20 protein-coding genes are annotated in these 22561 nt (G+C 66.2%); 7 read left to right on the forward strand and 13 right to left on the reverse strand.

Annotated elements, in window-relative coordinates; translation table 11 throughout:
- Window positions 1-169: 169 nt before the first annotated feature.
- A complete protein-coding gene (locus OIK44_RS17855) occupies window positions 170-1642 on the forward strand; it encodes an amino acid permease (RefSeq protein ID WP_273672623.1) in 1473 nt (490 codons plus the stop codon).
- A gap of 249 nt (window positions 1643-1891) precedes the next feature.
- Window positions 1892-3838 (forward strand): S9 family peptidase, encoded by a 1947-nt coding sequence (locus OIK44_RS17860; protein WP_273672625.1) that lies wholly within the window; start codon window positions 1892-1894, stop codon window positions 3836-3838.
- A 10-nt stretch (window positions 3839-3848) separates the two neighbouring features.
- On the opposite strand, the gene OIK44_RS17865 is transcribed toward OIK44_RS17860, so the two are convergent.
- The 9 genes from OIK44_RS17865 to purB all read right to left on the reverse strand — a co-directional run bounded on the left by OIK44_RS17865 (window position 3849) and on the right by purB (window position 15048).
- A complete protein-coding gene (locus OIK44_RS17865; RefSeq protein WP_273672627.1) occupies window positions 3849-4772 on the reverse strand; it encodes an EamA family transporter in 924 nt (307 codons plus the stop codon).
- Window positions 4773-4882: 110 nt separating this feature from the next.
- Window positions 4883-7015, reverse strand: a complete 2133-nt coding sequence (locus OIK44_RS17870) for an FUSC family protein (protein ID WP_273672630.1) — start codon at window positions 7013-7015, stop codon at window positions 4883-4885.
- 114 nt (window positions 7016-7129) lie between these two features.
- Entirely contained in the window at window positions 7130-8818 is a 1689-nt protein-coding gene (locus OIK44_RS17875) for a M14 family zinc carboxypeptidase (protein ID WP_273672632.1), read from the reverse strand.
- Window positions 8819-8998: 180 nt separating this feature from the next.
- Entirely contained in the window at window positions 8999-11158 is a 2160-nt protein-coding gene (locus OIK44_RS17880) for a S46 family peptidase (protein ID WP_273672634.1), read from the reverse strand.
- Window positions 11159-11372: 214 nt separating this feature from the next.
- A complete protein-coding gene (locus tag OIK44_RS17885; protein WP_273672636.1) occupies window positions 11373-11642 on the reverse strand; it encodes a GlsB/YeaQ/YmgE family stress response membrane protein in 270 nt (89 codons plus the stop codon).
- A gap of 209 nt (window positions 11643-11851) precedes the next feature.
- On the reverse strand, window positions 11852-12421 hold the full coding sequence (locus OIK44_RS17890) for a YceI family protein (RefSeq protein ID WP_273672637.1): 570 nt from the start codon (window positions 12419-12421) through the stop codon (window positions 11852-11854).
- A gap of 28 nt (window positions 12422-12449) precedes the next feature.
- Window positions 12450-13007 (reverse strand): YceI family protein, encoded by a 558-nt coding sequence (locus OIK44_RS17895; RefSeq protein WP_273672638.1) that lies wholly within the window; start codon window positions 13005-13007, stop codon window positions 12450-12452.
- A gap of 19 nt (window positions 13008-13026) precedes the next feature.
- Complete coding sequence (locus OIK44_RS17900) at window positions 13027-13551, reverse strand: cytochrome b (RefSeq protein WP_273672640.1); 525 nt, start codon at window positions 13549-13551, stop codon at window positions 13027-13029.
- A 117-nt stretch (window positions 13552-13668) separates the two neighbouring features.
- The gene (gene purB, locus OIK44_RS17905) at window positions 13669-15048 is read right to left on the reverse strand and encodes an adenylosuccinate lyase (protein ID WP_273672642.1); all 1380 of its coding nucleotides are present in this window, start codon (window positions 15046-15048) and stop codon (window positions 13669-13671) included.
- A gap of 182 nt (window positions 15049-15230) precedes the next feature.
- Between purB and OIK44_RS17910 the strand changes: the two genes are divergently transcribed.
- Window positions 15231-15845 (forward strand): glutathione S-transferase N-terminal domain-containing protein, encoded by a 615-nt coding sequence (locus OIK44_RS17910; RefSeq protein WP_273672644.1) that lies wholly within the window; start codon window positions 15231-15233, stop codon window positions 15843-15845.
- A gap of 84 nt (window positions 15846-15929) precedes the next feature.
- On the opposite strand, the gene bfr is transcribed toward OIK44_RS17910, so the two are convergent.
- The 3 genes from bfr to OIK44_RS17925 form a co-directional block, all read right to left on the reverse strand.
- Entirely contained in the window at window positions 15930-16400 is a 471-nt protein-coding gene (gene bfr / locus OIK44_RS17915; RefSeq protein WP_273672647.1) for a bacterioferritin, read from the reverse strand.
- A 360-nt stretch (window positions 16401-16760) separates the two neighbouring features.
- On the reverse strand, window positions 16761-17471 hold the full coding sequence (locus OIK44_RS17920; protein ID WP_273672648.1) for an energy transducer TonB: 711 nt from the start codon (window positions 17469-17471) through the stop codon (window positions 16761-16763).
- A gap of 8 nt (window positions 17472-17479) precedes the next feature.
- Window positions 17480-17695, reverse strand: a complete 216-nt coding sequence (locus OIK44_RS17925) for a (2Fe-2S)-binding protein (protein WP_273672985.1) — start codon at window positions 17693-17695, stop codon at window positions 17480-17482.
- A 360-nt stretch (window positions 17696-18055) separates the two neighbouring features.
- Here OIK44_RS17925 and OIK44_RS17930 point away from each other — a divergent pair, with 360 nt between their 5' ends.
- Genes OIK44_RS17930 through OIK44_RS17945 form a run of 4 tightly spaced genes read left to right on the forward strand, consistent with a single transcriptional unit; the run spans window position 18056 to window position 20730 of the window.
- The gene (locus OIK44_RS17930; protein WP_273672649.1) at window positions 18056-18328 is read left to right on the forward strand and encodes a FeoA family protein; all 273 of its coding nucleotides are present in this window, start codon (window positions 18056-18058) and stop codon (window positions 18326-18328) included.
- A gap of 2 nt (window positions 18329-18330) precedes the next feature.
- Window positions 18331-20223: a ferrous iron transporter B gene (gene feoB, locus OIK44_RS17935; protein ID WP_273672650.1), complete on the forward strand. Its 1893-nt coding sequence runs from the start codon at window positions 18331-18333 to the stop codon at window positions 20221-20223.
- Window position 20224: 1 nt separating this feature from the next.
- Window positions 20225-20497, forward strand: a complete 273-nt coding sequence (locus OIK44_RS17940) for a DUF6587 family protein (protein ID WP_273672652.1) — start codon at window positions 20225-20227, stop codon at window positions 20495-20497.
- A 20-nt stretch (window positions 20498-20517) separates the two neighbouring features.
- Window positions 20518-20730: a hypothetical protein gene (locus tag OIK44_RS17945; RefSeq protein WP_273672654.1), complete on the forward strand. Its 213-nt coding sequence runs from the start codon at window positions 20518-20520 to the stop codon at window positions 20728-20730.
- Between the two features lie 72 nt (window positions 20731-20802).
- Here the strand turns inward: OIK44_RS17945 and OIK44_RS17950 are convergent, their stop codons facing one another.
- The gene (locus OIK44_RS17950; RefSeq protein WP_420213869.1) at window positions 20803-22407 is read right to left on the reverse strand and encodes an FMN-binding glutamate synthase family protein; all 1605 of its coding nucleotides are present in this window, start codon (window positions 22405-22407) and stop codon (window positions 20803-20805) included.
- Window positions 22408-22561: the final 154 nt, after the last annotated feature.

The following is a 22561-nucleotide window of genomic DNA, read 5'->3' on the forward strand; positions in this document are numbered from 1 at the left end:
CAATAACGTTGTTTTTCTTGCACAAAAGATCTGTGTGGGTAAGCGGCCTAAGGCCCTATAATCGCTGTTTTGAAAATGGCGCCACTTCCGCCCGGCCCGGCCAGGCACGCGGCGGGCGCCGTTTTCCGAAGCGCCGCCGCAGCTGTTCAACATGATTAAAGGACTTCCCGTGATTCAAACTCTGGGCCAAAAATTGACCCGCACCAAGCCGATCGAGACTGCGGCGGATCACGGGCATGCGCTGAGCAGCAGCGGCCTGGGCCGCTCGATTGGCCTGTTCTCGCTGACCATGATCGGCGTCGGCGCCACCATCGGCACCGGGATTTTCTTCACGATGGTCGAGGCGGTGCCGAAGGCCGGCCCGTCGGTGATCCTGTCCTTCCTGATGGCGGCCATCACGGCCGGCCTGACGGCGCTGTGCTACGCCGAGCTGTCCTTCCGCATCCCGGCGTCCGGCTCCTCGTATTCCTTCGCCTACGCCACGGTCGGCGAATTCCTCGCCTTCATCATGGCCGCCTGTCTCTTGCTTGAGTACGGCCTGGCGGCCAGCGCCACGGCGATCGGCTGGTCGTCCTATCTGAACAATTTCCTCGGCAACGCCATCGGCTGGCAGATACCGGAGATACTGCGCTCGCCGATGATCGTCTCGGGCGCGCACGGCGTCGAGTTCCGCCCCGGCCACATCAACCTGCCGCCCATCCTGCTGGTGATCATGTGCGGCTTCCTGCTGCTGCGCGGCACGCGCGAGTCGGCCACGACCAACGCCATCATGGTGATGATCAAGCTGGCGATCCTGATTTTCTTCCTCGTCATCGCCTTTTCCGGCTTTGACTCGGCCAATTTCTACCCCTTCTTCAACACCGACAACAGCAAGGGCTTCGCCGGCATGTCCGGCGTGACGGCGGCGGCCGGCACCGTGTTCTTCTCCTTCATCGGCCTGGACACGGTGGCCACGGCCGGCGACGAAGTGAAGAATCCGAAACGCAACGTGCCGATGGGCATTCTGGCGGCGCTGGCCATCGTCACCGTTTTCTATCTGCTGGTGGCCGTGGCGGCGCTGGGCGCGCAACCGGCGGCCAAGTTCGAGGGCCAGGAAGCGGGCCTGGCGGTGATTCTGCAAAACGTGACGGGCCAGGCCTGGCCGGCCTTGATCCTGTCGGCCGGCGCCGTCATTTCCGTGTTCAGCGTGACGCTGGTGACGATCTACGGCCAGACCCGCATCCTGTTCGCCATCAGCCGCGACGGCCTGATCCCGCAGTCCTTCCAGCGCATCCACCCGCGCACGCTGGCGCCGGTCAGCAACACCGTCATCGTCTGCCTCGTCGTCGCGCTGGTGGCCGGTTGCGTCGACGCGACCTTCCTGTGGGACATGGTCAGCATGGGCACGCTGACGGCCTTCATCGTCGTCTCGCTGGCCGTGCCCGTGTTGCGCCGCAAGGAAAACGGCAATGGCATCAAGGGCTTCCGCGTGCCCTTCGGTCCTTATGTGGTGCCGGGCCTGAGCATCTTCGCCTGCCTGTACATCATGCGCGATCTGTCAACGACGACTTTCCGCGTCTTCTTCATCTGGATGGTCGTGGCCATCCTGACGTATTTCTTCTACGGCATCCACAACTCGCGGCTGAACAAGAAAGCCGTCTGACCCTCCCGGCGCGGCGCCGCCGCGCCTTTCCCTGCCTGGCCAGGCCGCCGCAGCGCTTTGCGGCCGGCCGCGGCGGCAGGCTTCCACAGACCAAAAACACGCCATCCCGGCCACCTTCTTTCTGCGTGGCCGGGCGCTTTTTCGCGTAGACTTCCACGCTTGCAAAACGCCGCCATCGCATGCGAGCCTTTTGCAATCCGCACCATCCACGATAAAAAATGTTCACGCGCGTCACCATTGAGGGCAGGAATGAAAATACATCAGTTGAAAGCGATTGCCCTATTCACCGCGCTGGCCGGCGCCGCGCAGGCGTCGGCGCCGCTGCGCGAGTACCGCGCGCTGGCCCTGTCGGGGCCGGGCGAGCACATTGCCGCGCTGGAGTCGGCCGACCCGGGCGGGCTGGCGCAGCGGCCGCACGCCAGCGTCATCGTGCGCGACGCCGCCAGCGGCGCCATCGTCCATGAGTACGATCCCTGCGCAAGCTGCATGTACACGGCGCCGAACTGGGCGCCGGACGGGCGCCGCGTCGCCTTCGTCGGCGTCGACGCCAAGGCCGGCACGGCGACCCTGTACAGCGCCGCGCAGGGCCGGGCCGTGGCCCTGTTGAGTCTGAAGGGCGTGGCCAGCGCCGCGCGCTGGTCGCCCGACGGCACGCAAGTGGCGCTGCTGGCCACGCTGGGCGCGCGCAAGCTGAGCGGCGCCGTCGAGGCGGGCGCCCGCCTGGTCGGCGAGATCGGTGCCGAGGAAGACGTGCAGCGCATCGCCGTCGCGGCCGCCGACGGCGGCGCGCTGCGGCTGGTGTCGCCGGACGACACCTACATCTATGAATACAACTGGACGCCGGACGGCCGCGGCTTCGTCGCCACCGGCGCCAAAGGCAACGGCGACAACAACTGGTGGGTGGCGAAGCTGCTCCACGTCGACGCCGCCAGCGGCGCGCTGCGCGTGGTGGCGGCGCCGGCGACGCAGATGAACCTGCCGACGGTGTCGCCGGACGGCCGCAGCGTCGCCTTCATCGGCGGCCTGATGAGCGACTTCGGCTCCATCGGCGGCGACGTCTACACGGTGGCGCTGGCCGGCGGCACGCCGCGCAACATCACGCCCGGTTTCGCCGGCACCGTCAACGGCCTGGCCTGGCGCGGCCCGCAACTGCTGGCCACGGCCCTGGTCGGCTCCGACATGGCGGCGCTGGCGCTGGACCCGGCCGGCGGCCCGGCGCGCACGCTGTGGTCGGCGCCGGTCGGCAGCAGCGCCGCCGACGGCCGCCTGTCCTTCAGCGCCGACGGCACGATGGCCGCCGCCGCGCAGGAGGATTACCGGCGCGCCGCGCACATCGTCGCCGGCCGCCTGCCGCAGTTGCGCCCGATCAGCCGCGACAACGAGGGCTTCGGCCCGCAGGTGTCGGTGCGCAACATCAACTGGCGCAGCGACGAGCACCGGGTCCAGGGCTGGCTGCTCGGACCGCTTGAAGTGGAGGCCGGCAAAACCTATCCCATGGTCGTGATCGTGCACGGCGGACCGGCGGCGGCGGCCTCGCCGCGCTACGTCGGCCCCGGCGAGCAGGCCAACCCGCTGGTGCGCGAGCTGACCGCGCAAGGGTATTTCGTCTTCATGCCGAATCCGCGCGGCAGTTACGGCCAGGGCCAGGCGTTCACGCGCGCCAATGTGCGCGACTTCGGCGGCGGCGACCTGCGCGACATCCTGGCCGGCATCGACGCCGTCGCCAAGGTGGCGCCGGTGGACCCGCAGCGGCTCGGCCTGATGGGCCATTCCTACGGCGGCTTCATGACGATGTGGGGCGTCACGCACAGCCAGCGTTTCAAGGCCGCCGTGGCCGGCGCCGGCATCGCCAACTGGATCAGCTACTACGGCCAGAACGGCATCGACCAGTGGATGATCCCCTTCTTCGGCGCCTCGGCCTACGACGACCCGGCCATCTACCGGGCCGCCTCGCCGATCGAGTCGATCAAGGCGGCCAAGACGCCGACGCTGGTGTATGTGGGCGAGCGCGACGTCGAGTGCCCGCCGGCGCAGTCGATGGAGTTCTGGCGCGGCCTGCGGGCGATGGGCGTGCCCAGTTCGCTGGTGATTTACGACGGCGAGGGCCACGCGCTGCGCAAGCCGGACAACCAGCGCGACGTGCGCCGGCGCACCCTGGCGTGGTTCGCGCGCTATCTGGGGCCGGCCAGCCAGTGAGCCGGCGCGGTCAGGACGCCTTCGCCAGCAGGCGTCCGCCCAGCAGCACGCACACCAGCGCCCCCACCACCATGGCGACGCCGGCCCACTGCCAGGCGCTGATGACGTCGCCCAGCACCAGCATGCCGGTGCTGATGCCGACCAGCGGCACGCCGAGGCTGAACGGCGCGACGCGGTTGACGGCGTGGCGTTTGAGCAGGCCGGTCCACAGGGCGTAGGCGACGATGGTGGCCATCCAGCCCAGGTAGGCCAGCGAGGCCCAGGTGGTCCATGGCGCGGCCAGCCAGTGCCAGCGCGCGGCGGGCGGATCGAAGGCCAGCGACAGCAGCATGAACGGCAGGATGGGCAGCAGGCTGCTCCAGACCATGAAGGGGACGACGTCGAAATGCGGCGTCGAGTGCTGGGCGCGGCGCACGACGATGTTGGAGGCGGCCCACATCGCCGCCGCCGCCAGGCAAAGGGCGAAGCCGAGGGCGCTGGCGCCGCCGGCCGCGCCGGCCGGCGCCAGATAATGCATGCCGAAGCAGCCCAGGCCCAGCGCCGCCAGCACGAGGCCGGCCAGCAGCGGCCGGCTGACGCGCTCGCCCAGCGCGGCGAAGCCGAACAGGGCGGTAAAGAACACCTGGGTTTGCAGCACGACGGAGGCGAGCGCCGCCGTCATGCCCATTTGCAGCGAGATGAACAGCAGGCCGAACTGGCCGACGCCCTGGCACAGGCCGTAGATGACGAGCCATTTCCAGTGCAGCTTGGGCGGTTTGACGAGAAACACCAGCGGCAGGATGGCGAACAGGTAGCGGCCGGCGCCCAGTTGCAGCGGCGTCAGGTCGCGCAGGGCGAATTTCATGGCGACGAAATTGGTGCCCCAGACCAGCACGACGACGAGGGCGGCAAGCAGATCGCGCCCGCTCAGGGGATGGTGGTGCACCTTGCTCATGGTCGGGGCGGCTTGCGGGCCGGCAGATATTGGGCGCTCCATTATAGTGCCGCAGGTTAATTTTCACAGGGGTAGTGCCGGTGCCCGCCTGCATATCAGATGCAGCGCCCTCAGATCGCCTGGACGATGGCGGCGCTGTGGACGACGATTTTGTCGGCGTCCGCCTGCAGCAGGCGGATGCGGCGCTGCACCAGCGGCCAGCCCGACCAGCCGGACGCGTCGGCGGGCGGCGCGGCGTCCGGCGCCGCCGTCGCCGGCGGCGCGCCCAGCGCCGTCGACAGCGTGCGGCAGACCTGGACGTGGCTGTGCGCCAGCATGGCGTTGACGGCCGCCGCCGGCATGGCCTTTTCGTGGCGCCGCAGGATGGAGCGCAGCGCCGCCACGTGCGCCACCAGCAGGTAGTTTTGCACGATGAACAGGTTGATGTCTTCCACCGAACGCTGCTTGCCGACCGGCTCGTCGAGCATGCGCACCAGCGCCGAGCTGAGGGCCGCCAGGCTGTCCATCAGGCGCTTGCGCTCGATGCGGTAGGGGAAGTCGTTGCCGCTCTGGCCTTGCAGCAGGGCGAAGCTGGCTTGCATATAGCCGAGGTTGGCGTCCAGCACCTGGCGGATCAGCCGCGGCAGGCTCTGGTACTCCCAGCTGGCCAGCACGAAGCTGAACACGGTCGCCACGGCCGCGCCGATGAAGGTGTCGACCAGGCGCTCGGTGACGAGGTGGGCGTTGTCGGGCGCGACCAGGTGCATTTGCAGCAGGATCATGATGCTGACGGCGATCGCCGTGTAGCGGTAGCGCAGGTAGATGAAGGTCGGCGTCGCCACGGTGGCGAGGAAGAGGATGGTAAGGATGACGGCGGTGCTGCTGACGAATTTGATCACCAGCGCCGTCAGCACGCAGCCGATGATGGTGCCGATGATGCGGTCGCTGCGGCGCTGCCGGGTCATGCTGAAGGTCGGGCGCAGGATGATGATGATGGTCAGCACGATCCAGTAGCTGTGGGCGGCGTAGGGCAGGTTGGCGCCGATCAGCAGGCCGACGGAGATCGCCATCGCCACCCGCAGCGCGAAGCGGAACACGGGCGAGTCCAGGCGCAGGTTCGACAGCAGCATGGTCAGCTCGTACTTTTGCTGCGACAGGAAGGGCGCCATGTCGGCGCCGCTCCAGAACGGCGTGGCCGCGTAGACTTCCTGGCTGGCCAGGTGCAGCTCGCCGATCATGTTCAGGATGGCGCGGATCTTGTTGCGCTGGGCGCGCAGCACGGCCAGCGCCTCCTGGGTGGCCTCGCCGGCGGCGCCGCGGAGCTGCAGCGCCTGCAGCTCCGCCTCGATCGCCTGCCACTCCGGCGCGTAGCCGATGGCGGCGTAGGAGGCGCGCTTGCGCGTGACGGCGTAGGCGACGGACTCGATGTCGCGCGCCGCTTTGTAGGCCAGGTCGTGCAGGGCGCCCAGCACCGGCGAGTCGGCCAGGTGGGCGCGCAGCTGGGCGTAGTCGGTGTGCGTCGAGAGTATCAGTTCGTACAGGTCGAGCATGCACACGTGCACCTGCACGACGATGGCGTCCTTGCGGTTCTGGTGGCTGCGCAGGATCAGGTCGCGCGAGGCCTGCTGGCGGTCGGCCAGCAGGCTCTGTTGCCGCACCAGCTTGTTGAACTGCTCGCTCAGCTGGTAGCGGGTGTCGTAGAAGTCGGCCTTGATGTCGATGTAGGCGGCCAGCTCGAACAGCGCCTCGGCCAGCACCTGCTGCTTGATGCGGTGGCGCAGGCACCACGACACGGCCATCGAGTACGCCAGGTAGCTCAGGCCGCCGGCCATGAACAGGGCGGCGTGCTCGAAGGACTGGCGCGCCGTCATATTGTGCTCCATCGACATCGTCATGATGAACAGCGTGGCCAGTTGCAGGGGCATCGACTTTTTACCGTAGACCACCATCATGCTGGCCAGGAAGCTGATCAGCACCAGCATCGTCAGCAGCAGCCAGTGGGTCGGGCCGCTCAGGCTGATTAACAGGGTCACGGCGCTGCACAGCAGCAGCGAGGCCAGCATCTCGTTGAGCTTGTGGCGCAGCGGGCTGGGCATGTCCATCAGCGCCGTGCACAGCGCGCCTATGCAGACGGCCATCGCCGTCGCGCTGTCGCTCAGTTGCAGCGTGACGAGGGTGATGGCGACGAGGCCGATGGCGAAGCGCAAGCCCAGGTGGAAATAGTGGCTGTATAGAAAAGTGCGCGGATTCAGGGCGTAATGCATGGATGTGTCCTTGATGGCCGCCGCGGGGTGGGCGCGGCCATGAAAAAGCCCGCCGCACCGGGGGTAACGGTGCGGCGTTGTGTTGCCGGTTAAAACTCGGAGCCGCCAGCGGGCTCAGACGATGGACAGCACCGGGTAGCGCCGCCATTCCGGCTCGGCGTAGCGCTGGCAGTTTTCAAAGATGAAATGCAGCACCTTGTCCTGGTCGGCCTGCAGTTCCGGATGGGCGGCCCGCCAGGCGGCGAAGCGGCGCGCCAGCTCCGGCTCCTCGTCCAGCAATTGCTCGGCCAGGTCTTCGAACACGTAGTCGGAGAAGGCCTCTTTTTTCTCCAGCACGCTGTTGAAGAAGCCCCAGCGGAAGAAGCTGTCGTGGGCCTGCGGCTCCAGCGTCTCGACGGCGTAGCGGGCGTTTTCCTGCTGCAGCGGAATGTAGTAGTCGCCGGGGCGCAGTTGCACGCTGGCGCTGCGCGTTTCCAGCTGCACCTCGTCGTGGAACATATGGCCTTCGTAGGCGTGCGCGCGGGTGCCGACCGAGACGATGTGGTAGACCTGCACCTGGGCCGTCGAGGCCACTTCGATGCGGCGCATCTCGACGCCGTTCCACTGCAGGCGCTCGATCACCTCGCGCCATGCCTGCGGCACGATGTAGGCCTTCGGCGCGGCCACGACGACGTCCGCGACGAAGTTGTTGTAGTAGGCGATGTCGCGTTCCCACGGCGCGCTGCGGTCGTAGGACAGGCGCGTGTAGTTGCCCAGTTTGCTGGGCGTGTACTTGGCGGCGTAGCCGCGGAAACGCCAGGTGGACGGTTTGGCCTCGTCCATTTTCCAGCTGACCGGCCAGTGCGTGCGTTGCGCCGCCGCGGCGCGGGCCGCGGCGCGCAAGCCCTGGATCTGCTCGGCGTGGGCCACCATGAAGGCCAGCGTCACCTCGACCAGGGTACGCATCGAGGCGTAGCGGTCGGCGTAGGGCTTCAGCATATGCGTCTCGGGCATGAAGCCGATCACGTGGTGCAGCGCGGCGTAGCCGGTCGAGAAGCGCGGCACTTCGAGGAATTCGGCGATGCCGTGGTCGGGGCTGTCCTTGACGGGGTTGACGTAGGGGCAGGTGGGCCAGCCGCTGTTGGCCATTTCCGCGTAGATGTGCGGCAGCATGGTGCCGCGCAGGAAGGCGCCGAGCTCGCCGCCGAGCTTGTCGGCCTGGGTGTGGATCAGCGTCATCGTGTACGGGTAGTCGGCGCCGTTCGAGGTATGGGTGTCGACCATCACGTCCGGGTCCCAGCCGCTGAGCAACTGGTTGAACACCCTGGCGTTCAGGCTGTCGCACTTGATGAAGTCGCGGTTCAGGTCGAGGTGGCGGCTGTTGCCGCGGAAGCCGAACTGCTCCGGGCCGTCCTGGTTCACGCGCGAGGTGTCGGCGCGGTTCAGGCTGCCGTCGACGTTGTAGATCGGCACGAACAGCAGCACGGTGCGGCCCAGCGCGGCCAGGCGCGCCGGCTCGACGCACAGGTCGCGCACCAGGGCCATGCAGGTGTCGACGCCCTCCGGTTCGCCCGGATGGATGCCGTTGTTGTTGAAAAAGACCGGGCGGCCGGCGCGCTTGATCTGCTCGCGCTGGAAGACGCCGTCGGCGCTGACGATGCCGGCATGCAGGGGCACGCCGGCGTCGGACACGCCGATTTGTTCGAAGCGCAGCACCTGCGGGTAGCGGGCGGCGAGGTCTTTGTAGAAGTTGATGCATTCCAGCCAGGTCGTGGTCTGGTTTTTGTTGCCGAGTTCGTAGGGTGTGAGCAGGTCTGCTTGCATGGCGGTCTGGGTCCGGAGGGCTGGGACGGCGCGCTGGATAAGGGGGCCGTCGGGAGTGGAATTGTAGCATCCGTCCCGCCGCCCGTTGCGGCGCCGGCGGGCAAAAAAAAGGCCACACCCGCGGGTGTGGCCTGGCCGGCCGGCGCCCGCATGGCGGGAGGCCGGCGCGCTACGCCGTGATTACTCGGCGCCCATTTCCTTGAGCAGGTTGTGGGCCTTGTCGATGTGCTTCATGTTCCACAACATGTAGCGCAGGTCGACCTGGATCGAGCGGGTGTTGGCCTTGTTGTAGTCCCAATCCGAGATGATCGAATCGAGCGTGCCGTCGAAGGCCAGGCCGATGAACTCGCCCTTGGCGTTCAGCGCGGCGGAACCGGAGTTGCCGCCGGTGATGTCCAGCGTCGCCAGGTAGTCGACCGGCACCGATTTCAGCTTGGCGTCGGCGTATTTGCCGAAGTCCTTGGCCTTGATCGCCGCCAGTTGCGCGGCCGGCGCGTTGAAGTCGCCCTTGCCGGTGGCTTTCGCGGCCACCCCGTTGACGGTGGTGAAGGCGGTCCAGGTGGTGCCGTCGGCGCCGTGGTCGCGCGCGGCGATGCGGCCGAAGGTCACGCGCAGCGTGCTGTTGGCGTCAGGATAGACGGCTTGGCCCTTGCTCTTCATGTAGGCGATTTTCGCTTTCATGTAGTTGGCGTAGGCTTGCTGGATGTTGCCGCCCAGCTCTTCCTCTTCCGCTTCCAGTTTCAGGCCAGGCTCGTACAGGGCGACGGCGGCTTTGACGAAGCTGTCGTTGCTGGCCTGGAAATCGGCCGGCTTGCGTTCCAGCCAGGCGGCGCGTTCCGTCTTGTCGCCCAGCTTGCTGCCGGCGTACAGGGTGTCGATGGCGGCGACCAGCTCGGCCTGCGTCATGCCGTCCTTGATGCCGAAGGCGGCGTCGAAGGCGGCGCGGCGCTGGGCTTGCGGCAGCGCGGCGTACTTGCTCAGGCTGTTCAAGACGAGGGCCTTGTCGACTTTTTCGTCGTAGTTGCGCTCGGTGGCGGCGACGCTGGCCTTGAAGCGCGGCAAATCGCGGACTTGGTAGCCGGCCTTGCGTTCGGCGTCCGGCTTCAGCGTTTCATTGGCCAGGCGGTACAGCGAGCGCGCCGTGCTCAGCAGGCGCGGCTGGGCGTAGCCGAGGAAGAAGTCGCGCTTGTTGTCGGCGTCGCGCTCGGCGATCAGCTTTTCGACGCGCTCGATGTCGCCGGCGAACTCGGCCTTGCGGGCCGGCGTCGCGTTGACCCAGGCTTTCAGCTCGTCGTGCTCCTTGGTCTTGCGGGCCAGGAAGTCGCTGCCGGCGTAGGAGTCCAGCATGCCCTGGCGGTTCTTGTAGTAGTTGTTGGTGCCGGCCACCTGGCCCGCGTATTTCAGGCGGGTGTCTTCATTGCCGGCCGTTTCGCGGGCGATGATGGCCAGGTTCTCGCCGGACGCCTTGACGAAGGCCGGGTAGTTCCAGTCGAAGGTGTAGGACACTTCGGACGGCAGGCGGTGGCGGTTGGTGCGGCCCGGGTAGCCCAGTACCATGACGAAATCGCCCTCCTTGACGCCTTCCTTGGCCAGCTTCAGCGACAGCTTCGGCACGTAAGGCACGTTGTCCTTGCTGAAGTCGGCGGCCTTGCCGTCCTTGCTGACGTAGGCGCGGTAGAAGCCGTAGTCGCCGGTGTGGCGCGGCCACATCCAGTTGTCGGTGTCGCCGCCGAACTTGCCGACGCCGGCCGGTGGCGCGTGCACCAGGCGCACGTCGCGGATTTCCAGTTGCTTGATCAGGTAGAACTCCAGGCCGCCGTAGTAGGCCGACACGGTGCAGCGGTGGCCGGCGTCTTTTTCGCACTCGGCGACGATGCTTTTCTGGTTTTTCTCGATCGCGTCGCTGCGCTTCTTGCCCGTCAGCTTGGCGACGTCGGCGCTGATGACCTTGTCGCTGACGTTGCTGACGTCCTTGGTGACGAAAATGCGGCTGCCGGGGGCGGCCGGCACTTCATCGGCGAAGGTCTTGGCCAGGAAGCCGTTGGCCAGCAAGTCGTTGTCCTTGGTGGAATTGTGCGCCACGCTGTTGTAGACGCAATGGTGGTTGGTCGCCACCAGGCCCTGCGGCGACACGAAGGACGCCGAGCAGCCGCCCAGGCTGACGATCGCGCCCATCGGGAATTCCGTCAGCTTGGTCAGCGTGGCGGGATCGAGCTTCAGGCCGGCGGCCTTCAATTGTTTGGCTACTTGTGGCAGCTGTTGCGGCATCCACATGCCTTCGTCGGCGTGGGCAGCGGCGGTGGTGCTCAGGATGGCGAGCGTGATGAGGGTCTTTTTCATTCGAGTTTTTATCTTATGAATGGTGGGGAGGGTCGAATTAGGTCGTGCCCAGTGGTATTCTCAGCGGGCGACCTAGAGTATCCTTATCGATTCCTCAATAGTCAACCATAATTTCTCCGGCGAAAGCGGGGCCGCCGCCGCCGTTCGGTCCCGCCGTCGGTCCCGCCGCCCGCGCGGCGTTTTCATCTTTGTAACAGACTGGCGCCTGGCGGCCCTAGCGCACTTTTCCCCGTCGCAACAAATTGACGATGGCCAGCAGGATGATGGCGCCCACCAGCGACACCAGCAGGGAGACGAGACTGAAATCGTCGGCGTTGATGGTGCCGCTGCCGAACAGCGGCGACAGCAGCCAGCCGCCCAGGAAGGCGCCGACGATGCCGACCACGATGTTGAGAAAGATGCCTTGCTGGGCATCGGTTTTCATGATCATGCTGGCGAGCCAGCCGATGATGCCGCCAATAACAATCCAAATGATGAAGTTCATACCGATCCTCCCGGGCGTGTGATGGGTTGCGGCCGGCGGAGGCCCGCCGGTCAGCAAATTCTAGGGAGGGCGGTGCGGGGCGTCCGTGCGGCATCGAACATTGGACGCGGCGGCCCTTTGATGTAGCGCAGCACGGCAAGCATGCGGGCGTAAAAAAGCCCCTCTGCCCCGTTTGCGCGGGGGAAAGGGGCGCGGGCCGCGGCGCGGGCTTACTCGGCCTTGATGGCCTCGACCTGGATCGCCAGCTTGACTTCCGGCGCGAACGCCGGCGTGGCGTAGTTCAAGCCGAAGTCGGTGCGCTTGAATTCGGCCGAGGCGTCGGCGCCGCACACTTCGCGCTTCAGGCGCGGGTGGATGATGCAGCGGAACTTGTTGACGCTGAGCTGGACCGGCTTGGTCACGCCCAGCATCGTCAGCTCGCCGTCGACGGCCACCAGCTTGTCGCCGTCGAACTTGAACGAGGTGCTCTTGTAGGTGACGGCGGGGAATTTCTCGACGTTGAACATGTCGGCGCCGCGGGCGTGGCTGTTCATCTTGTCGAAGCCGAAATCGATGGAGGCGGCGTCGATGCTGATGTCCAGCGCGCCCGTCTTGGCGGCGCGGTCCAGCGTCACCGTGCCCTTGGTCTTGCCGAACTTGCCGCGCCAGACCGACAGGCCCATGTGGTCGGCCTCGAAGCTCGGATAGGTGTGGGTCGGGTCGATATTGTAGGTGTCGGCGGCGAAGGCCGACGTGGCGCCGGCTGCCAGCAGTGCCACGACCAGGTGCTGTAGTTTCATGCGTATCCTTTGTAGGTGAGAAGAGCGGTTAAGGTGCTGCCGTTACGTGGAACTTGATGGTCACTTCATCGGCCACCATGCCGGTATCCTTCCATTCGCCTTCGCCGATGTTGAAGGCCAGGCGCTTGATCGGCAGGGCCCCTTCAAACACTTGCTTGCCGGCCTCCGTCTTGACCGTCAGCGGGAAACTGACGTCGGCCGTCTTGCCCTTGATGGTCAGCTTGCCCGAGACGTTCAGCTTGCCCGCGCCGGCCGCCTTGATGCCGCTGGAGACGAAGCTGGCTTTCGGGAATTGCGCCGAGTTGAACCATTCCTTCTTCGCCACTTCCTTGTTCATGTCCGCTTCGCCCAGGTCGAGGCTGGCGGTGTCGATCTCGACCGTCGCCTTGGCGGCGTCCGGCGTGGCCGCGTTGTAGTCGATGGCGATGGCGAATTTCTTGAACTTCGCCTCGACCGGCACGTTCATCTGCTTGAACACGGCCGACACGCTGGTCTTGGCCGGGTCGGTTTTCAGCAGCGTGGCGGCGCCGGCGGCCAGGGACAGGCCGAGCAGGGAAACGAGGAGGGCGCGTTGCGTGATTTTCATGGGGGTCCTGTCAGTGAAGTTAAGGCAGCATGCGTCGCAAGACGCCGTCGCGGTCGATGAAATGGTGTTTCAGCGCGGCCAGCGCGTGGGCCAGCACGGCGGCGGCCATGCCCATGGTCAGAATATAATGCACTTCCTTTAAGACCGGCTTAAGTTCCGGGTTCGCCGCCATCAGCACGGGCAGTTGGAACAGGCCCAGGTAGACCACGGGGATGCCGGCCGACAGCGTGTAGAAATAGCCCGACAGCGGCACGGCGAACATCAGGATGTAGAGGACGACGTGCATGCCGTCGGCGGCCATTTTCTGCCACGCGGCCATGCTGGCCGGATGCGGCGGCGGCACGTTGGCTTTGCGCCACAGCAGGCGCAGCGCGGCCAGCGCCAGCACGGTCACGCCCAGCCATTTATGCCAGGAATAGTATTTCAGCTTGGTGGGGGTCAGGCCGGGGATGTCGGTCATGATCAGGCCCAGCCCGAAGGCGGCGATGATCAGTAGGGCGATCAGCCAGTGCAAAAGCATGGCGGTTTTGGTGTAGCGTTGCATGGGCGGCTTTCCGGGTATAGTACGCGTTAGGACTAATACTACCAAAGAAATGCGCGGCGCGCTCGCTGGATGCTGCGCAAGCTGCGCCGCCGGCTGCCGCCGGCGGCGCCCGTGCGCTTAGATCGCGCGCGCCAGTTGCGCGGCGATGCCGATGTAGTTCGACGGCGTCATCGCCAGCAGCAAGTCCTTGGCGTCCTGGGGAATGGCCAGGCCGTTGACGAATTCCTGCAGCGCCTCCTTCGAGATGCCCTTGCCGCGCGTCAGCTCCTTCAACTGCTCGTAGGGGTTGGCGATGCCATAGCGGCGCATCACCGTTTGCACCGGCTCGGCCAGCACTTCCCAGGTGGCGTCGAGGTCTTGTTCGAGGCGGGCGTGGTTCACTTCCAGCTTGTTCAAGCCGCGCAGGCAGCTATCGTAGGCCAGCAGGGTGTAGCCGAGGCCGACGCCGATGTTGCGCAGCACGGTCGAATCGGTCAAGTCGCGCTGCATGCGCGACACGGGCAGCTTCTCGGCCAGGTGCTTGAGCACGGCGTTGGCCAGGCCCAGGTTGCCTTCCGAGTTTTCGAAGTCGATCGGGTTGACCTTGTGCGGCATGGTCGACGAGCCGATCTCGCCGGCCTTGGTCTTTTGCTTGAAGTAGCCCAGCGACACATAGCTCCAGATGTCGCGGTTCAAATCGAGCAGGATGGTGTTGGCGCGGGCGAAGGCGTCGAACAGCTCGGCCATGTAGTCGTGCGGCTCGATCTGGATGGTGTAGGGGTTGAACGTCAGGCCGAGGCGCTGCTCGATGACGGCTTGCGAGAAGGCCGGCCAGTCGAACTCGGGGTAGGCCGACAGGTGGGCGTTGTAGTTGCCGACGGCGCCATTCATCTTGCCGAGGATTTCCACGTCGGCGATGCGGCGCACGGCGCGCTGCAGGCGGGCGACCACGTTGGCCATCTCCTTGCCCAGCGTGGTCGGGCTGGCCGCCTGGCCGTGGGTGCGCGCCAGCAGGGACACGTCGGCATTGTCGTGGGCCAGTTGCGTCAGGCGCGCCACCAGGCCCTGCAGGGCCGGCAGCATCACGCCGTCGCGGGCGGCCTTCAGCATCATGCCGTGCGAAGTGTTGTTGATGTCTTCCGAGGTGCAGGCGAAATGGATGAACTCGGACGCGGCGACCAGCTCCGGCACGTCCTTGACCTGCTCCTTGAGCCAGTACTCGACGGCCTTGACGTCATGGTTGGTGACGGCCTCGATTTCCTTGATGCGGGCCGCGTCGGCCTCGCTGAAGTCGGCCGCCATCTTGTCGAGCAGCGCGCTGGCGCTGGCCGAGAACGGCTGGATCTCGGCGAAGCCCGCCTGCGACAGCGCCTGCAGCCAGGAAATCTCCACTTTCACGCGGTGGTGCATGAAACCCGCTTCGGACAGGATCGGGCGCAGCTTGTCGGTCTTGCTGGCGTAGCGGCCATCGAGCGGCGACAGGGCGGACAGCGTGGAGTACGGAGTAGTAGAGGTCATGGGAGCGGACGCAAGTTAAATAAAAGGTGGACGTGCGGACGGCGGGCGTCCAAAGCAGGATTTTACCACCGGAAAGCGGCGCAAAGCCGCATTGGCGCGGCAAGCGGCGCGGGCGGGGCGCGCCGCGCCGGCGCGCGGGTGCCGATGTTATACTGGCATCCAATCTCCTACTATAAGCATCTATGAAACTAATCGGTTCCCTCACCAGCCCGTATGTCCGCAAAGTCCGCATCGTTTTGGCCGAGAAAAAACTCGACTGCGTGTTCGAGCTTGAAAACGTGTGGGTGCCGGAAACCACGATCCAGCTCGCCAATCCGCTCGGCAAAGTGCCCTGCCTGATGATGGAAGACGGCAGCGCGATGATCGACTCGCGCGTCATCGCCGAATACCTCGACACCCTGACGCCCGTGTGCAAACTGCTGCCGGCGAACGGCAACAGCCGCGAGCGGGCCGACATCAAATGCTGGGAAGCGCTGGCCGACGGCGTGCTCGACGCCGGCGTGCTGGTGCGGCTGGAGCGCACCCTGCGCGCGCCCGAACAGCAAAGCGCGGCCTGGATCGAGCGGCAAATGAGCAAGGTCCACCTGGGCCTGGCGGCGCTGTCGCAGCGGCTGGGCGAGAGCGCCTACTGCGCCGGCATCCACTACACGCTGGCCGACGTTGCCGTCGGCTGCGCGTTGGGCTGGCTCAGCTTCCGCTTCCCGGAAATCGACTGGCGCGGCGCCCACCCCAACCTGGCCAAGCTGTACGACAAACTGGCCGAGCGGCCCTCGTTCAAAGACACCGTGCCACAATGAAAAAATGGGGTCAGGTCTAGACATGGCGGTTTTCGTGCTGAAAACCGCCATGTCTAGACCTGACCCCATTGTTGCTTTTACTGCTTATTCGCCCATCTGGCTTTGCAGGTAGTTTTGCAGGCCGACTTTGCCGATCAGGTCGATCTGCGTTTCCAGCCAGTCGATGTGTTCTTCCGTGTCGTCGAGGATCATGAGGAACAGGTCGCGCGAGACGTAGTCGCCGGCTTTTTCGCAGGTGGCGATGCCTTCCTTGACGGTGGCGTGGGCGGCCCGCTCAAGCTTGAGGTCGCATTCGAGGATTTCCGGCGTGCTTTCGCCAATCAGCAGCTTGTGCAGCGCTTGCAGGTTCGGCAGGCCGTCGAGCATCAGGATGCGGTCGATCAGCTTGTCGGCGTGTTTCATTTCGCCGATGGATTCTTCGTATTCTTTCTTGCCCAGCTTTTCCAGGCCCCAGTGACGGTACATGCGCGCATGCAGGAAGTACTGGTTGATGGCCGACAGTTCGTTGGTGAGCTGTGCGTTGAGCAGACGGATGACTTCTTTATCGCCCTTCATGATGGCTTCCTAATGTGGTGTTGAAAAGGGGATCGCGCCAGCGGCGCCGCGGTGCTGCCGGGCCGGCTGGACGCCGGGCCGCAGGTATTCCCGCATTGCAAGCATGATAGCGCAGATCGGCCCTTTGTCAGAGCGCCACACGGGGATTTCACGCCGCGCGCACCCGGAAAATGTGAGAACAAATCCCATTCTCAGGAGTTTGACAACAGAATGGCGCGATCGTCGTTTATTTGCAAATCGGAACTATTGTGATTCGCGCTTAGCGGGCAAAAAAAGTCTGCCGCCTCGGGGAGAAGGTGGCAGACTGAAACAAGCAATGATGGGTGTTGCCGGACGCCCGCCCGCGGCGGGGCGGCCCGCTTAACTGAGCTGGAAGTTGATCGGCACGGTGACGAGGACCGGCACGGCTCTGCCGTTTTCCAGCAGGGGCTTGAACAGCGTGCGCATGCCCGCCTGGCGCCCCGCCTCGTCCAGGTTGGCGAAGCCGGAGGATTTTTCCACGGTCACCTGTTCGGGCTGGCCCCGGTCGTTGATCAGGATGCGCAGCACCACGGTGCCGCTCTCGCGCAGGCGCTTGGAAATGTTCGGGTAGACCGGTTGCAATTCCTTGAGAAATTCGACGCTGTTGACGTTGACGAGGCGCGGCGTGGGCGGCGCCGGCGCGGCCACCACCGGCGCGCTGGTGGGAACGGCGGCGGGCGCGGCCACGGCGGCCGTCGGCTGCGGCACGGTGATGGTCGGTTCGCTCGGCGCCGTGGTCAGCGGCGGCAGCGGCAGCGGCGGCACGATGGTGCGCGGCTGCGGCGTGCTCAGTTGCACGGTTTTCGGGACGGCCGGCGCGCTCGGCTTGGGCGGTTCCGGCGGCGCGACGAAGCTGACCATGATCGCCTCGGGCAGCGCGGCGTGGACGACCTGGCGCAGCATGCCGTTTTGCAGCGCGTAAAACAGCACGATGTGCAGGATGATGATCGACGCCAGCGGCGTGAATTGTTTGCGTTTGGCCTTCAGCGCGGCCAGCAGCTCCTGAGCCAAGCCCGCTTCGCCCGGGCCCGCCATCGTCATCGTGTTCATCGCTTTCCTTATATCGTCAGTGCGGGGCGTTGCAACACGCGCTCCTGCAGTGGGGTTTGGTTGCTGATGTGTTCTTGCAAGACTTCCTTGGCGCAGCTGTGGCATTTGCCGCAGCAGGTGGCGACACCTAGGTCGCGGCGCAATTCGGCCATGCTGCTCAAGCCGAGATCCACGGCTTGGCGGATTTCGCGATCAGATATGTTGTTGCAGACACATACAATCATCGTGGCACCTTCTGGCTTAATACTCAATATGTACAAAGGAGGAATTCATGCCGCTAAGGCATCGTTGCATTCGTTTTAATGAGAATCATTATCATTACGTTTTGCATTGTCCCGCAAAGCAGAAAAATTTGCAAGCGATTTGATGCGGAAAGCGCGGCCCGCCGTCGTTTAACCCTACTGGCGCAGGGGGCGCGCGGCGCCGCAAACGGGGAGGCTTAAGGATGGCTTAAGGGGGCCAAATAGAAACAATTCGCATTACCGCTTATAATAGCCGCAGTCCGCTCCGAATTTTCAAGCCTGCCGGCATCGCCGCCGCAGGCCCACGCTGCGCCCTCTGTTCACTTAATGGAAGCTTCGCTCATGACTCTTGCGCCGACCCTGATCACCCTTGATGCCTTAGCGGCGGGCAAGAGCGGCACCGTCATCCATGTCTCGCCGACGGCCCCGGGCCAGCTCGACGAAGGCGTCGACCTGGCGCGCCGGCTGATGGAGCTGGGCTTCGTGCCGGGCGAGCGCATCCGCATGCTGAAACGCGGCATGCCGGGCGGCGACCCGCTCGCCATCAAGGTCGGCAACGCTACCTTCGCCCTGCGCCGCTTCGAGGCGGCCTGCATCGCGATTCAACCGGAGTGAGCATGGGCGCTGTCGACAACACCGTGCAGCCCGTGGCGCACCAGGCGGTCATCGCACTGATCGGTAATCCCAACTGCGGCAAGACCGCGCTGTTCAACCGCCTGACGGGCTCGCACCAGAAGGTGGCCAACTACGCCGGCGTGACCATCGAGCGCAAGGAGGGCGGCTTCACGTCGCCGGCCGGGCGGGTCTTCCGCGTCATCGACTTGCCGGGCGCCTACAGCCTGTCGGCGACGACGCCGGACGAGGCCATCACGCGCGACGTCGTCGCCGGCCTGCGCGCCGGCGAGCGCGTGCCCGACGCCATCGTCTGCGTCGTCGACGCCACCAATTTGCGCCTGAACCTGCGCCTGGTGCTGGAAGTCCAGCGCCTCGGCCTGCCGATGCTGCTGGCGCTGAACATGGTCGACGTGGCCAAGAAGCGCGGCATCGTCATCGACGCCGACAAACTGGCCCGCGAGCTCGGCATGACGGTGGTGGAGACGGTCGCCGTGCAGGGCGGCGGCGAGAAGTCGCTGCTGCGCGCCCTCGACGAGATGGCGCCGCTGGCGCAGGGCAGCGTCCAGCCGCTGTCGGCCATCGACGCCGTCAGCGTCGAGCAGACCCAGCGCGAAGTGCGGCGCATCCTGGCCGTCGCCAGCAACGACAGCCAGGACAGGGGCACCCGGACGGAAAAGATCGACGACGTGGTGCTGCATCCGGTGCTGGGGCCGGCCATCCTGGCCCTGCTGATGTTCCTCGTGTTCCAGGCCGTCTTCACGTGGGCGGCGACGCCGATGGAAATGATCAAGGACGGCGTCGACGGCCTCGGCCAGATGCTGGCCACGCACATGTCCGAGGGCGTGCTGCGCAGCCTGCTCGTCGAGGGCGTGCTGGGCGGCGTCGGCAGCGTGCTGGTGTTCCTGCCGCAGATTCTGATTCTGTTCTTCTTCATCCTCAGCCTTGAGGATTGCGGCTACCTGCCGCGCGCCGCTTTCCTGCTGGACCGCCTGATGGGCGGCGTCGGCCTGTCGGGACGCGCCTTCATCCCGCTGCTGTCGAGCTTCGCCTGCGCGATTCCCGGCGTGATGGCGGCGCGCACGATCCAGAATCCGCGCGACCGCCTCGTGACGATCATGATCGCGCCTTTGATGACCTGCTCGGCGCGCCTGCCCGTGTACGCGCTGATCATCGCCGCCTTCATCCCCGAGCGCGAGGTGGCCGGCTTCCTCAGCCTGCAGGGCCTGGTGCTGTTCGTCCTGTATTTCGCCGGCATTATCTCGGCCATGGCCGTCGCCTACGTGATGAAGCGCAGCATGGGCGGCAGCCGCCTGCATCCCCTGATGATGGAGCTGCCCAGCTACCACTGGCCGCACCTGCGCAACCTGGCCGTCGGCCTGTGGGAGCGCGCCAAGATCTTCCTGGCGCGCGTCGGCACGATCATCCTGACGCTGATGATACTGCTGTGGTTCCTCAGCAGCTTCCCCGGCGCGCCCGAGGGCGCCACCCATCCGCCCATCTACTACAGCCTGGCCGGCCTGCTGGGCCGCGGCCTGGAAGTGCTGTTCGCGCCTATCGGCTTCAACTGGCAGATCTGTATCGCGCTGGTGCCGGGCATGGCGGCGCGCGAAGTGGCCGTCGGCGCGCTCGGCACCGTCTACGCGCTGTCGCAGACGGGCGACGCGCTGGCCGGCACGCTGGAGCCGCTGATCGCCCAGTCCTGGTCGCTGGCGACGGCGCTGTCGCTGCTGGCCTGGTATGTGTTCGCGCCGCAGTGCCTGTCGACCTTGAGCGTGGTCAAGCGCGAGACGGCCAGCTGGCGCTACCCCTTGCTGATGGCCGGCTATATGTTCGCGCTGGCCTACGTGGCCTCGTTCCTGACCTACCGCATCGCCCTGTACTTCACCGGAGCCTGATATGTGGCAAGAAGCGATCGTCGTTTGCATCGTCGCCGCCGCCGTCCTGCATGCGGCGGGCAAATACTTGCCGGCCGCCTGGCGCCGCCGCATCGTCGCCGCGCTGACGCGCTGCGGCGCCAGCGAGGCGAGGATGGCGGCGCTGTTCAAGACGGCGCCCAGTTGCACGGACGGCTGCGCCAGCTGCGGCTCCTGCAGCAGCGAGCCGGCGCCGCCGCTCGAAGCTGTCGACGCCAAGCGCGTCATCAAGGTGCACGCCCGGCCGGGCAAGTAAGCCTCCCCGGCGGCCGCCTCGTGCCACCACTCCCCGCCACCCTTAGTCGCGCTCGCGCGGGAGCCGCCAATCTGGTGGCGGCGAACCAGTGGTATCTGATCGCCATGGCGGGAGAGGATCTCGTGCCGCAAATGATGGCGGAAACGGCCAGCAAGAAATTACAGAAGAAAATGACCCCGGACGACATCGAGCAATCCCGGCGTTTGGCGAAGTCCCGGGTGGCCGGTAAATAAGCGGAACGCCAAGGCGGAGCGCCGAGGCGAGGCGCCAAGGCGGGGGCGCCAAGGCGGGGGCCCTCCCGCGCCTTAGCTCAGCGGGTGGAAGGATTCGGCCTGGGCCACCGGCCAGTACAGGCCGAACACCGGCGGCAGCCGCGACAACTGGCTGGGGTCGAGCAGCTCGCCCGGCTCCAGGTAGGGCAGCAGCGCCGACGCCAGCTTGACCTGGTTCGGCGAGATGCGCCGCACCAGGTGGTGCGGCCGCAACTGCGAGGGGTGGCTCAGGCCGGCGGCGGCGATCAGCTCGGCCAGCGCCTTCAGCGTGTTCTGGTGGAAGTGGGCCACGCGCGCCGTCTTGTCGGGCACCACCAGCGCGCGCTGGCGCTGCGGGTCTTGCGTCGCCACGCCCGTCGGGCAGCGGTCGGTGTGGCAGTTCTGCGACTGGATGCAGCCGAGCGCGAACATGAAGCCGCGCGCCGAGTTGCACCAGTCCGCGCCCAGCGCCAGCGTGCGGGCGATGTCGAAGGCCGTGATGATCTTGCCGGAGGCGCCGATCTTGATCTTGTCGCGCAAATTGGCGCCGACGAGGGTGTTATGCACCAGCAGCAGCGCCTCTTGCAGCGGCGTGCCGACATGGTCGGTGAACTCGACCGGCGCCGCGCCCGTGCCGCCCTCGCCGCCGTCGACGACGATGAAGTCGGGCGTGATGCCGCTGGCCAGCATGGCCTTGACGATGCCGAAAAACTCCCACGGGTGGCCGATGGCCAGCTTGAAGCCGGTCGGCTTGCCGCCCGACAGATTGCGCAGGCGCTCGATGAAGGCGAGCATTTCCAGCGGCGTCGCAAATTCCGCGTGGCGGGCCGGCGAGATGCAGTCGACGCCGGCGATGACGCCGCGGGTGGCGGCGATTTCCGCCGTCACCTTGGGGCCGGGCAGCACGCCGCCGTGGCCCGGCTTGGCGCCCTGCGACAGCTTGAGTTCGATCATCTTCACTTGCGGCGCCGTCGCGTTGGCGATGAAGTTGGCCTCGGAAAAACTGCCGTCGGGCTGGCGGCAGCCGAAGTAGCCGGAGCCGATCTCCCACACCAGGTCGCCGCTGTTTTGCCGGTGGTACTGGCTGATGCTGCCCTCGCCCGTGTCGTGCATGAAACCGCCGACGCGGGCGCCGCCGTTCAGCGCCAGGATGGCGTTGGCCGACAGCGCGCCGAAGCTCATCGCCGAGATGTTGAACACGCTGGCCGAGTAGGGCTGGGCGCGTGGGCAGTCGGGGTGGGCGCCGATGTCGATGCGGAAATTGTGGTCGGCCACGGCGGCCGGCGCGATCGAGTGGTTGATCCATTCGTAGCCGGCGGCGTAGACGTCGAGCTGGGTGCCGAAGGGGCGCTTGTCCGTTTCCACCTTGGCGCGCTGGTAGACGATGCTGCGCTGGTTGCGCGAAAACGGTTTCGCCTCGGTGTCGTCTTCGAGGAAGTACTGGCGGATTTCCGGGCGTATGCTTTCGAGCAGGAAGCGGAAATGCGCCAGCAGCGGGTAGTTGCGGCGCAGCGCGCGACGCGTTTGCAGCAGGTCGGCGACGCCGAGCGCCGTCAGGGCGCCCGCCAGCAGCGTCAGCCAGTGGGGGCCGGCCAGCGCCAGCGACAGCGCGCACGCGGCCGCGACGGCGATGAAGGCAAGGTAACGGGTGGAAAACAGGCGCATACGGACTCCGGTGAGGGCGGACAAACTGGCAGCGAGTGTACCGCTGTTTCCGTACGGAAGCTATGCCGGTCCGTTTTTGCGCCGCCGCCCTTATACTCGTGGGGGCGGCGCCGGCCGCCGCGCCATCCACTCTCACACGGGAAAGCCC

This window comes from Janthinobacterium fluminis (genome assembly GCF_028595325.1).
Lineage (GTDB): Bacteria > Pseudomonadota > Gammaproteobacteria > Burkholderiales > Burkholderiaceae_D > Janthinobacterium > Janthinobacterium fluminis.